We start from the raw sequence: 11,986 nt of genomic DNA, 5'->3' as shown, positions 1-11,986 counted from the left end.
ATGCCCGAATACCGCCGCATCCTCCTCGACGGCGCCGCCGTCCAGGTCACCGTCGACGGGGACGAACTCGTCGCCGGGGACGGCCGCCGCGTCAAGACGGAGCAGGCGCAGCACCTTCCACCGGTCGTGCCGTCGAAGGTGATCGCCGTCCACCTCAACCACCGCAGCCGCGTGGACGAGTTCCGGATCGAACTCCCGGACACGCCCACGTACTTCCACAAGCCGACCTCCGCCCTCAACTCCCACAAGGGCGCCGTCGTCCGCCCCGAGGGCTGCAAATGGCTCAACTACGAGGGCGAGGTCGCCATCGTCATCGGGAAGACCGCGCGGAACATCTCCCCTGCCGAAGCCGGTGAGTTCATCGCGGGCTACACCATCGCCAACGACTACGGGCTGCACGACTTCCGCGACACCGACGCCGGTTCGATGCTCCGTGTGAAGGGCTCCGACACCCTCTGCCCGCTCGGCCCCGGACTGGTCACCGACTGGGACTTCCACGGCAAGAGCCTGCGCACGTACGTCAACGGCGAGGTGGTACAGGACGGTTCGACCGACGAGATGCAGTGGGACATGCACTACCTCGTCGCCGACATCGCCCGCACCATCACCCTCCACCCCGGCGACGTGCTGCTGTCCGGCACCCCGGCCAACTCCCGCCCCGTACAGCCCGGCGACATCGTCGAGGTCGAGGTGGAGGGCCTCGGCAGGCTCACCAACCACATCGTCAGCGGCCCGACCCCGGTCCGCACCGATGTCGGCGCCCAGCCCACCGAGTCGGAGGAGGTGCTGTCCACCGCGCTCGGCGGCGACTGGGAGTTCCGCGGCATCCGCCCGCCCAGGCGCTGACATCCCGGCAGGGAAGGGGGCAGGTAGTGTCACCGGCATGACCGACGCCCCCGAGAGCCGAAGCAAGCCACGCAAGCGCCTCCAGTACGGCGAAGGGCGCGAGGCCCTGCTGAACGCCGCCGTACGTGTGGTGGCGCGGGGCGGACTGCGCAAGCTCACCTACCGGGCCGTCGCGGAGGAGGCCGGGGTCACCCACGGCCTGGTCGTGCACCACTTCGGTTCGCGCGACGCGCTGATCGAGGAGGCCCTCACCCACACCATCCGCACCTCGCTGAGCACCAGCTCCCTCGAACCGGGCACCGGCAAGGTCGCCGACTTCTCGGTGGGGCTGTCGGAGATGGTCACGGCGGATCCGGACACCCAGGCGTTCCAGTACGAACTGCTGCTGGAGTCGCGCCGCCGGCCGGAGCTGCTGCCGCATCTGCGCGAGCTGTACGACGAGTACTTCGACGCCACCCAGCGCGAGCTGAGCCGGATGCTCCCGGCCGGCGCGGACAAGGCGCTGACCCGGCTGGTCTTCGCGGCGCTCGACGGCCTCGTACTGCACCAGCTCGTCTTCGCCGAGCCCGAGGTCACGGACTCCGCACTGGAGGAGCTGCGCGCCCTGCTGCGGCTGCTCGACGCCGCTGGCGACGGCAGCGGCAGCGGCGAGGCCCACGCATGACCCTCTGAGCTGCGCATTTCGAGGCCCCGGGCATTCTTCGCCCGGGGCCTTTCGCTGCTGCCCGGATTACAGCCCTGGCTGCCCGGATTACGGCCCTGTAAGAAACCACCAACCGCGGGGAAATCTTCGCGCAGCCCCTTGTCAAACGGATAGTTCCAGCCCACCATGAGGCAACTCGTTTGACCCTAAACGAATCCGTCCCTCCCCGTCCCGACAGGTGATCCGAATGGACAGTCAGACGGCGGTCACCCCGCACACCGCGCAAGATTCATCCATGACAGGCCGGCTCAAGCCCGATTCCCTCGGCGTCCTGGGCATCCTCTTCTTCGTCCTCTCCGCCCAGGCCCCGCTGACCGGCATCGCCGGAGCCGTCCCCATCGCCGTCGCCATAGGCAACGGCGCCGGCACCCCCGCCGCCTATCTCGCGGCCGGCCTCGTGGTCCTGCTGTTCTCGATCGGCTTCGTCGCCATGGGCCGGCACGTCGTGGACGCCGGCGCCTTCTACACGTACATCGGCAAGGGGCTGGGCCGCTCGACCGGCTCCGGCAGCGCCGGCGTCGCGCTCTTCGCCTACTGCGCGGTCCAGGCCGCCATGTACGGGCTCTACGGCGCGACGGTGAACGGTCTGGTCGAGCACTACGCCGGCGTACACATCGCGTGGTGGGTGTGGACGCTGGTCACCATGGTGGTCGTCCAGATCCTCGGCTCGGCCGGGATCGAGATGGGCGCCAAGGTGCTGACCGTCTTCGTCCTGGCGGAGTTCAGCATCCTGATCGCCTTCGCCCTCGTGACCTTCGCCAAGGGCGGCGGTCCGGAGGGGCTCGGCTTCGGCGACAGCTTCTCGCCGCACGCCGCGCTCCAGGGCGCCCCCGGCGTGGCGCTGATGTTCGCGGTGGCGTCGATGTTCGGCTTCGAGGCGACCGCGATCTACGGCGAGGAGGCGCGGGAGCCCAAGAAGACGGTCCCGCGTGCCACCTACCTGTCGGTTGCGGTGATCACCGGATTCTTCGCCTTCACCTCGTGGATGCTGGTCTCCGCGCACGGCGCCTCGAAGGCGACGGCGGATGCGGGCAAGGCGCTGGGGTCGGGCGACGCCACGTCCTTCGTGTTCGCGCCGATCACCGCGCAGTTCGGCGGGTGGGCGGGCGACGTGCTGCCGATCCTGCTGGCCACCTCGCTGTTCGCCGGCATCCTCGCCTTCCACAACTCGGCCAACCGCTATCTGTTCTCCCTGGGCCGCGAGGGTCTGCTGCCGCACGGGCTGTCCACGCTCAACCGGCGCCACTCCCCCTGGCTGGCCGGCATCGTCCAGACGGTGATCGCGGTGGCCCTGGTCATGCCGTTCGCGGTCCTGGGCAAGGACCCGGTGCTGACGCTCTTCTCCTGGTTCAGCGGAGTCGCCGTACTGGCGATCATGCTCCTGTACTTCCTGACCTCCGTCTCGGTGGTGTTCTTCTTCCGCCGCTCACGCGCCGACACCCGGCGGTGGAACACGGTGGTCGCACCGGTTCTGGGCGCACTCGGCATCGCCGGTGCGATCTGGCTGATCATCGACAACTTCACCACGCTCATCGGCGGCGACCGGACCACCGCCGTCTGGCTCCAGCTCACCGTCCCCGCGGTGCTGGTCCTGGGGCTCGGCGTGGCGCGGCTGACCCGTGACCGGCCCGCCGCCACGGACTGACCTCGCCGCTCGACGTCCGACTTCCGACACAAGGCTCACAAGGCTGACGGCGGCACCACTCCCCTGGTGCCGCCGTCGGCCCGGTCATCAAGGCAAGTCCTCACGCACCGTACCTTCACGCATAGGAGAGTTGATGTCGGCCCTCACCCACGACGGCCTGCTGCGTCGTGCCAAGGATCTGGAGCTGCCCGGCGCGCACCACATCGACGGGACGGACGAGCCGGGCGGGGGAACCGCGTTCGCGGTCGTCTCGCCCCGCGACGGGCAGGTCCTGCGCGAGGTCGCCGACGCCCGGCCCGCGGAGGTCGATCTGGCCGTGGCCGCCGCGCGCCGGGCCTTCGACTCCGGACCCTGGCCGCGCCTCGCGCCCGCCGACCGCGGTCGCATCCTGCTGCGCATCGCCGAACTGCTGGAAGAACAGCGGGAGTTGCTCGCCCTGACCATCAGCCTGGAGATGGGCAAGCCGATCACCGACGCGTACGAGATCGAACTGCGTGCCGCGATCAACACCTTCCGCTGGTACGGCCAGTTGGCGGACAAGCTGACCGACGAGTCGCCCCACACCTCCCAGGACGCCCTCGCGCTGATCACCCGCGAGCCGGCCGGTGTCGTGGGCGCCGTGGTGCCGTGGAACTTCCCGCTGACGCTGGCGAGTTGGAAGGTCGCCCCGGCGCTGGCGGCGGGCTGCACGGTCGTACTCAAACCGTCGGAGAACTCGCCGCTTTCGGCGCTGTTGCTGGGCCGGATCGGCACCGAGGCCGGGCTGCCGCCGGGCGTGCTCAACGTCGTGACCGGTGACGGCCCCGTCGCCGGGCGGGCGATCGGGCTCCATCCCGACGTCGATGTCCTGGCGTTCACCGGCTCCACCGCGGTCGGCCGCCACTTCCTGCACTACGCCGCCGACTCCAACCTCAAGCGCGTCTGGCTCGAACTGGGCGGCAAGTCCCCGAACATCATCCTTCCCGACGCCCCCGACCTGGAGTGGGCCGCCGCCACCGCTGCCTGGGGCATCTTCTTCAACCAGGGCGAGATGTGCACCGCCCCCTCCCGGCTGCTGGTGCACTCCTCCATCGCCGAACGCGTCACCGAGGCGATCGTTGCCCGGGCCCGGGAGCTGCGGGTCGGCGATCCGCTGGACCCGGCGACCGAGATGGGCGCGATGGTGGGCGAGCGCCATCTGGAGCGCGTCCTCGACCACATCGGCACCGGCCGCGAGGAAGGCGCGCGGCTGCGCGTCGGCGGCGAGCGCACACTGGTCGGGACCGGCGGCAGCTTCCTGCGTCCCACCGTCTTCGACCACGTGGCCCCCGGCATGCGTCTGTCCCGCGAGGAGATCTTCGGCCCCGTGCTGTCCGTCCTCGCCTTCGACGACCTGGACGAGGCGGTACGGCTGGCCAACGCCACCGAGTACGGTCTCGCCGCCGGCCTGTGGACCTCCGACCTGTCGACGGCTCACAAGGTCTCCCGCGCGCTGAAGGCCGGCACGGTCTGGGTCAACTGCTACGAGGAGGGCGACCTGACGGTCCCCTTCGGCGGAATGAAGCAGTCGGGCAACGGCCGCGACAAGTCCGTCCACGCCATCGAGAAGTACACCGAGCTGAAGACCACGTGGATCCAGCTGTGAACCGGCCCCTGATCGCGATACCCGCCCGCTTCTCCGCGACGACCTCCGCCCTCCGGTACGCCGCCGAGGTCAACGCCCGTGCGCTGATCGAGGCGGTGTGGCGGGCGGGCGGCGAACCGGCGAGCATCCATCCCGCCGCCGGGGAGGTCGGCGAACGCCTCGCCCGTTTCGACGGCGTCCTCCTCCCCGGCGGCGGCGACCTCGCCCCGCACCGCTACGGCGCCACCGACACCCACGACAGCGTGTACGACGTCGACGACCTCCAGGACGCCTTCGACCTCCGACTCGCCCGCCGGACACTGGACTTGGGCCTGCCGCTGCTCGCCGTCTGCCGCGGCCTCCAGGTCGTCAACGTCGCCCTCGGCGGCACCCTGCACCAGGACATGGGCGGCCCGGAACGCGCACACCGGCACGTGGTGCACCCGGTGGCGGTTCAGTGCGGCACCCTGTTGGAGCAGGCCACGGCCGTACAGAAGGTGGAGGCGTCCTGCTACCACCACCAGCGGGTGGACCGCCCCGGCGCGGGCCTCACGGTCACGGCACGGGCCGCCGACGGCACCGTGGAGGGACTCGAACTCCCCGGCGGCCATGGGTGGTTCACGGCCGTTCAATGGCACCCGGAGGACACCGCCCACGAGGACTCCGCTCAGCAGGGAATCTTCGACGCCCTGGTACGAGCGGCCCGGGACGGAGCCTGAGGGTCGTCAGCCCCTTACGCTGCCCGCGGTCAGCCCGCCCACGATGAAGCGCTGGAAGACGGCGAAGACGCAGACCACCGGGATGCTGATGAGGGTGGCTGTGGCCATCAGGGCGCCCCAGGACGTTCCGTGCTGTCCGACGAAGGAGTTGAGCAGGACGGTGACGGGCTGGACGTCGGGCCCCTGGGCGAGGGTGAGGCCGAAGAGGAACTCCCCCCAGCCGATCAGGAAGGACAGTCCGGCCGCCGCGACCACTCCGGGCACCATCAGCGGCAGGACGACGCGCAGCAGCACACCCGGCAGTCCGCAGCCGTCGATCTGGGCGGCCTCCTCCAACTCGGGCGGCACGCTGCGCAGCACGGGACGCAGCACGATCACCGTGAAGGGGAGCGTGAGTGTCGTGTCGGCGAGGATGAGGCCCGGGTAGCTGTCGGCGAGGCCGGCCCGGCTTTCGAGGATGAACAGGGGTGCCGCCAGCACGATGGCGGGCGGCAGCTGGGCGACCAGGAGCGCAAGCACCATGGCGCCCGAGCCGCGCATCCGGATCCGGGCGAGCGCGTAGGCGAGCGGGACACCGAGGACCAGGGTGAGCGCCACCACTCCGCAGGAGATGACCAGGCTGTTGAGCAGGGCCCTGGTCAGTCCCGAATAGCCCAGTGCCGTCGAGTAGTTCTGGCCGGTGACGGGAGTGGGCACCCACTGCGGGGTCGGGGCCTGGATACGGTCCGGCGGCGTGAGGCTGGTCTTCGCCATCCAGTACACCGGCAGCAGAAAGGCCGCGGTGACGACGGCGGCGGTCGCGGTGAGCACCCAGGGGTGGACTCTTGGCCTCATACGGCACCGCCCGGCGACGTCTCTTCCTCGCGGCGCAGCCGTCGTACGTAGAGCACGCCCGCGAGCAGCGGTACGACGAGCAGCAGCAGGCCGGCGGCGGCGCCCTGGCCGAAGCGGAAGAAGGCGAAGAAGACCTCGTAGACGTAGAGGGAGAGGACGCGGGTGGCGTCGACGGGGCCGCCGCCCGTCATCACGAAGATGATGTCGAAGACCTTGAAGGTGTAGACGAGGCCGAGGAGGAGGACGGTCACCGAGACCGGCCGCATCAGCGGGAGCGTGATGTGGCGGAAGCGCTGCCGGGCGCCCGCGCCGTCGAGGGCGGCGGCCTCGTGGAGTTCGGGGTCGATGGTGTGCAGTCCGACCAGGAGCAGCAGCATGTTGAAGGGCACCCCGACCCAGATGTTGGCGAAGACGACGCCCGCCAGGGCGGTGGACGGGTCGGTGAGCCAGTCGTGGGAGAGGGCGCCCAGGCCGACCGCTTTCAGCAGGGCGTTGTAGGCGCCGGACTCGGCGTCCAGCAGCCAGCGGAAGAGGGTGCCGCTGACCACCGGCGGGAGCAGCCAGGCGACCAGCAGGAGCGAGCGCAGCAGGCCGTTGAACGGGAACGGGCGGGCGAAGAGCAGGGCCAGGGCGAAGCCGATGGTGAACTGGAGCAGCAGCGAGCCCAGAGTGAAGATCAGCGAGAGGCGTACGGAGTGCCAGAAGGCCGGGTCGTCGAGCACGGTCCGGTAGTTGGCGAGGCCGTTGAACCGCTCGGCCCCGCCGAGCAGTTGGCCCAGGTCGACGTCGTGGACCGACGTCCACACGTTGTAGAGGAGCGGGTAGGCCAGGAAGAGGGCGAGGAAGAGCATTCCCGGGAGGCAGAACAGATAGCCCTCGCGCCGGCGGCGTGCGGACGGGGACAGCGGCCGGCTCACTGCTTGCCCAGGGCTTTGTCGATCTTGACGGCCGCGGTCTTCGCCGCCGCGGAGGGGGACGCTGACCCGGCGAGTACGGCCTGTTCCGCCTCCGCGACGGCCTGCGAGGCCTCCGCGTAGTGCGCGCCGTACTGCCGCGGGCGGGCCAGCGGCAGCTGACTGAGGAAGAGCCGCAGGGCCGGATCGGAGGCCCAAGTGCCCTGGTCGGCAAGGTCCTTGCGGGCGGGCAGTTCGCCGAACGACACCAGGTAGGGCACCAGCACCGACGGGCGCTGGGTGTACTCCAGGACCTCCCATGCCTTGTCGACGTGCTTACTGCTCGCCATCACCACCCAGTTCTCGCCGCCCAGGCAGGTGGCGGCCGCCTTGTCGCGGGGCAGGGCCACCACGTTCCAGTCGAAGGCCGCCTTCTTCAGGGTGGGGATCTGCCAGGGGCCGTTGATCTGCATCGCGGCGCGCTGGTCGAGGAAGCGTGTGTTGGCGTCCTGCTGGGTCCAGCCCACGCACTGTTCGGACAGCGAGCCCTTGGCGATCAGGTCGTCGAGGAAGGACAGCGCGGTGGCGCCGTAGGTGGCGAAGGTGTCCAGGTCGCCGCCCGCCTGCCACAGGAACGGCAGGAACTGGAAGACGCCTTCCTCCGTCTTGATCGCGCTCAGCGCCAGGCCGTAGCGGCTGCCGCTGGTCAGCCGGTGGGCGGCGGAGGCCAGTTCGTCCCAGGTGGTGGGGGGTTTCAGGCCGGCGGACTTGAGCATCGCGGTGTTGTAGTACAGGGCGAGGCAGTTGCTGTTGTTGGGGATGCCGAGGGTTTTCCCGCCGACCTGGCAGCCGGTCCAGGGGCCTTTGTAGTACTGGTCGGCCTGTCCCCATTTCTCGACCCTGGCGGTGAGATCGGCGAGCAGATGGTTGCCGCCGAGGGTGTTCATGGCGACGTTGTCGACGATGGCGAGGTCCGGCAGATCGCCGGAGATCGCGGCCAGGGCGATCTGCCGGTCGAGCTCCGCGAACGGGAAGGTCCGCCGCTCGATCCTCACGTCCGGGACCCCGGCCTCGATATCCCTGATCAGGCGTCTCATTCCGGGCTGGAAGGTGTCCAGGGTGAAGTAGTCCCACCAGGTGAGGGTGACCGGACCCGACTCGGCCGAACTGCAGGAGGTCAGAGTGCCGCCGAGGCCGAGGGCAGCCGCTGTCGCCGCGGTGCCCGAGGTGCGCAGGAAGCCGCGGCGGTCGAGGGGGTACGACATGGGGCGGCTCCCAGGGGGGGTCGGTGATCGGGACGCAGAAACCGACGTATCAGAAATCTATGCCGAAATCGGGGAAATCAGAGAAGTCGGCCTCGGGTTCCGAACCCGGCACCGGACGGCAGCGGCCCGTGCTGGCGCGCAGGGTGACCAGGGGTTTCAGCAGGACGTGCCGGGGCGGCGAGTCGGGTGAGCGCAGCCGCTGGATCATCAGGTCGACGGCGACCCGGCTCATCTCCTTGGCGGGTATCTCGGCGGCGGTGAGCGCCGGGGTCACCTGCTCGGCCCAGGGGCTGGCGGCCACGCCGACCACCGAGAAGTCGCGCGGCACACTGCGGCCGTGCCGGGTGAGACCGCGGTAGACGCCCTCCAGGGCCGCCTCGTTCAGGGTGACCAGGGAGGTGGTGGCCGGGTCGTCCAGCAGGATCCGCTCCACGACCTGCTCCCCCGAGGCGAGGTCGTCGCCGCAGAGGTAGGCGCGGGGGGTGAGCAGCAGCTTCTTCATCGCCTCGGTGTAGCCCTCGTCGCCGAGCCGGGCGAACCCGTACCCGCTGTCGAAGAGCCGCTCGGACCGGTTGACGAAGGCGATCCTGGTGTGTCCCAGGTCGGCGAGGTGCTGGACACAGCCGCCGGCCAGGCCGGCGAAGTCGAGGTCGACCCAGCCCGCCGCGTCGGCCCGCTGGTTGCGGCCGATGGCCACGAAGGGGAAGCCCTCCTCGGCCAGCCGCTCGACGCGGTCGTCCTCCCGGCGGATCTCCATGACGATCACTCCGTCGACCCGCCGGTCCCCGATCATCCGCAGGAACGAGGGGTCGTCGTACCGCTCGCCGGGCGAGAGCAGCAGGTCGTAGCCCTGGGCGGTGGCGGCTTCTGCGACCCCTCCGACGAAGGCGAGCTGCATGGTGGTGTAGGCGCGGCCCCGGCCGGCCGGCGGGTACAGCAGCCCGAGCGTGTGCGTCGCCCCGCCAAAGCCCTCGTCGCGGGTGTGCCCGGCCATGGTCAGCCGGCCGGGAGTGATTGTTCGGCCCAGATGGTCTTGCCCACGGAGGTCTGCCGGGTGCCCCAGCCCTGGGTCAGCTGGGCGACCATGTGCAGCCCGCGCCCGCCCTCGTCGTAGGTGCGGGCCCGGCGCAGATGCGGGGCGGTGTTGCTGGCGTCGGACACCTCGCAGATCAGGGTCCGGTCCCGGATCAGCCGGAGCCCGATCGGTACGGCCCCGTAGCGGATGGCGTTGGTGACCAACTCGCTCACCACCAGCTCGGTGACGAACGCGACGTCCTCAAGTCCCCAGGCGGCGAGCTGGCGGGAGGTCTGGGCGCGGGCATCGGCCACGACCGCGGGGTCGGACGGCAGGGACCAGGCGGCGACCTGGTCGGCGTGCAGGGCGCGGGTGCGGGCGAGGAGCAGGGCCACGTCGTCCGCCGGGCTGTCGGGCAGCAGGGCCTTGAGGATGGTGTCGCAGGTGACCTCGAGCGAGGGAACGGGGCTGGCCAGGGCCTCGCAGAGCCGTTCGAGACCGAGGCCGACATCGTGGTCGCGCGCCTCGATCAGACCGTCGGTGCAGAAGGCCAGCAGGCTGCCCTCGGGCAGCTCCAGCTCGGTGGCCTCGAAGGGCAGCCCGCCGACGCCGAGCAGCGGGCCGGGGGTGAGGTCGACGACGCTGACCGTGCCGTCGGGCAGCAGCACGGCGGGTGGGACATGGCCCGCGCTGGCCAGGGTGCAGACGCGGGAGACGGGGTCGTAGACGGCGTAGAGGCAGGTCGCGCCGATCTCGCCGGTGTCGTCCCGGACCCCGCCGTCCACCGTGTCGTCCGCGGTCAGGTGGATGACCAAGTCGTCGAGGTGGGTGAGGAGTTCGTCCGGCGGCAGGTCCACGTCGGCGAGCGTGCGCACCGCGGTGCGCAGCCGCCCCATGGTGGCGGAGGCGTGGATGCCGTGCCCGACCACGTCGCCGACGACCAGGGCGACGCGGGTGCCGGACAGGGGTACGACGTCGAACCAGTCGCCGCCCACTCCCGCGCCCCGGCCGGCCGGCAGATAGCGGGACGCCACCTCGACGGCCGCCTGTTTGGGCAGGTCACGGGGGAGCAGACTGCGCTGGAGGGTGAGGGCGTTGGTGCGCTCGCGGGTGTAGCGGCGCGCGTTGTCCACACCGACGGCCGCCCGGCCGGCGAGTTCCTCGGCGAGCATCAGGTCGTCCTGTTCGAAGGGCGGCGAGCCCTCGGTCCGGACGAAGACCGCGACCCCGAGGGTGATGCCGCGGGCGCGCAGCGGGGCCGCCATGACGGAGTGGATTCCGTACGCCTGGACCGCCGCGTTGCGTGACTCGTGCCCGGCGATCCAGCGGACGAAGTCCGGGTCGTCGGCGCCGCTGAGCACCGGTCGCCCGGCGGTCAGACAGCGGGCGGGAGGCGAGAACGGGGGGTAGGAGTCGATCCCGCCGAGGTCGACGGCCGCCTCGGCCACCGCCTCGCCCGCGGACGCGGACCGGTGGGCGACCCTGCGCAGCACCACGGTCGCGTCGACCGGGCCGGGCACAGGTTCCTCCCCGCGCAGCACGGAGTCGAGCAGGTCCACGCTGACGAAGTCGGCGAGCCGCGGGACGGCGAGAGCGGCGAGTTCCTTGGCGGTGCGGGTCACGTTCAGGGTGGTGCCGATGCAGGTGCCCGCTTCCTGCAGCAGGGCCAGCCGCCGGCGGGCCGAGTGCTGGTCGCTGCTGTCGAATGCGGCGGTGCCCACGCCGACGACCTCGCCGGTGGCGGGATCCCGGACGGGCCAGAGCTCGAAGATGCGGTCGCGGTGGCGCTCGGAGGCGGAGGCTGAGGACGGTTCCGGGGCGGAGTGCTCGTAGCGCATCGGTGTGCCCTCTTCGGCGACGCGGCGGACGCAGCGGAGAAAGCCTTCGTCGGCGGGGGTGGCCGTGAGCCGCCCGCTCTCCGCCCCGGGGGCCTGCTCGCCGCCTTGCGCGGCCGGGTTGAGATGCCACGAGCGGGACGTGGTCGAGTAGGCGGAGAGTGCGATCGAGGCCTGTGCGAACGCCCACTCCATCATCGTGCGGTCGTGCCCGGCATCGGCGGGGGTGGTGGTGACCGTGACGACGAATCCCTGGGGTGTGCCGTCGCCGCCCAGCGACGGATGGGCGTGCAGGGTCACTTCGACGCGGTGGCCGTCCCGGTGCCGCAGCGCCGCCGTACCGCTCCATTCCCGGGAGCCGGTGAGGGCGAGCCCCGCCGCCTGGAGAGCCTCCCGGCCCAGGAGCAGATCGGCCGCGGCGCGGCCTACGACATCCGGGGCGCGGTGGCCCAGCAGCCGCCGAGCGCCCTCGCTCCATCCCGTGACGATGCCGTCCAGGCCGACGGTGACCGTCGCGACATCGGCTGACCACCTGCGGTGACCGTCTCCTTGATCGTAAGTGGCCATTCTCGCTCTATTCGCGCGGTGAGGGTCCTCACAGACCCAGCGTGCGCGCCGCGCAGGAATC

At 71.0% G+C, this 11,986-nt stretch carries 10 protein-coding genes; 5 read left to right on the top strand and 5 right to left on the bottom strand.

Going from position 1 to position 11,986, the window contains the following annotated elements; translation table 11 throughout:
* The 5 genes from P2Q00_RS24310 to P2Q00_RS24290 all read left to right on the top strand — a co-directional run bounded on the left by P2Q00_RS24310 (window position 1) and on the right by P2Q00_RS24290 (window position 5,516).
* Window positions 1-846 (top strand): fumarylacetoacetate hydrolase family protein, encoded by an 846-nt coding sequence (locus P2Q00_RS24310; protein ID WP_275774793.1) that lies wholly within the window; start codon window positions 1-3, stop codon window positions 844-846.
* Window positions 847-883: 37 nt separating this feature from the next.
* A complete protein-coding gene (locus P2Q00_RS24305; protein WP_275774792.1) occupies window positions 884-1,510 on the top strand; it encodes a TetR/AcrR family transcriptional regulator in 627 nt (208 codons plus the stop codon).
* 226 nt (window positions 1,511-1,736) lie between these two features.
* Window positions 1,737-3,194, top strand: a complete 1,458-nt coding sequence (locus P2Q00_RS24300; protein ID WP_275774790.1) for an APC family permease — start codon at window positions 1,737-1,739, stop codon at window positions 3,192-3,194.
* A gap of 133 nt (window positions 3,195-3,327) precedes the next feature.
* Window positions 3,328-4,818 (top strand): aldehyde dehydrogenase, encoded by a 1,491-nt coding sequence (locus P2Q00_RS24295; RefSeq protein WP_275774789.1) that lies wholly within the window; start codon window positions 3,328-3,330, stop codon window positions 4,816-4,818.
* Window positions 4,815-5,516 (top strand): gamma-glutamyl-gamma-aminobutyrate hydrolase family protein, encoded by a 702-nt coding sequence (locus tag P2Q00_RS24290; RefSeq protein ID WP_275774788.1) that lies wholly within the window; start codon window positions 4,815-4,817, stop codon window positions 5,514-5,516. Before P2Q00_RS24295 ends, P2Q00_RS24290 begins: the two co-directional genes overlap by 4 nt.
* Window positions 5,517-5,522: 6 nt before the next feature.
* Here P2Q00_RS24290 and P2Q00_RS24285 read toward each other — a convergent pair whose 3' ends face one another.
* The 5 genes from P2Q00_RS24285 to P2Q00_RS24265 are packed head-to-tail and all read right to left on the bottom strand — an operon-like array spanning window position 5,523 to window position 11,925.
* The gene (locus P2Q00_RS24285) at window positions 5,523-6,350 is read right to left on the bottom strand and encodes a carbohydrate ABC transporter permease (protein ID WP_275774787.1); all 828 of its coding nucleotides are present in this window, start codon (window positions 6,348-6,350) and stop codon (window positions 5,523-5,525) included.
* The gene (locus P2Q00_RS24280; protein WP_275774786.1) at window positions 6,347-7,267 is read right to left on the bottom strand and encodes a carbohydrate ABC transporter permease; all 921 of its coding nucleotides are present in this window, start codon (window positions 7,265-7,267) and stop codon (window positions 6,347-6,349) included. Before P2Q00_RS24280 ends, P2Q00_RS24285 begins: the two co-directional genes overlap by 4 nt.
* A complete protein-coding gene (locus tag P2Q00_RS24275) occupies window positions 7,264-8,508 on the bottom strand; it encodes an ABC transporter substrate-binding protein (protein WP_275774785.1) in 1,245 nt (414 codons plus the stop codon). Before P2Q00_RS24275 ends, P2Q00_RS24280 begins: the two co-directional genes overlap by 4 nt.
* A gap of 49 nt (window positions 8,509-8,557) precedes the next feature.
* Window positions 8,558-9,502 (bottom strand): LacI family DNA-binding transcriptional regulator, encoded by a 945-nt coding sequence (locus P2Q00_RS24270; protein ID WP_275774784.1) that lies wholly within the window; start codon window positions 9,500-9,502, stop codon window positions 8,558-8,560.
* Between the two features lie 2 nt (window positions 9,503-9,504).
* Window positions 9,505-11,925, bottom strand: coding sequence for an ATP-binding SpoIIE family protein phosphatase (locus P2Q00_RS24265; protein ID WP_275774783.1), 2,421 nt, complete (start codon window positions 11,923-11,925; stop codon window positions 9,505-9,507).
* Window positions 11,926-11,986: the final 61 nt, after the last annotated feature.

The sequence above is a fragment of the Streptomyces coacervatus genome (genome assembly GCF_029223485.1).
GTDB lineage: Bacteria > Actinomycetota > Actinomycetes > Streptomycetales > Streptomycetaceae > Streptomyces > Streptomyces coacervatus.
The sequence above is the reverse complement of the archived record's forward strand: the minus strand, read 5'-3'. Positions and strand labels throughout refer to the sequence as shown.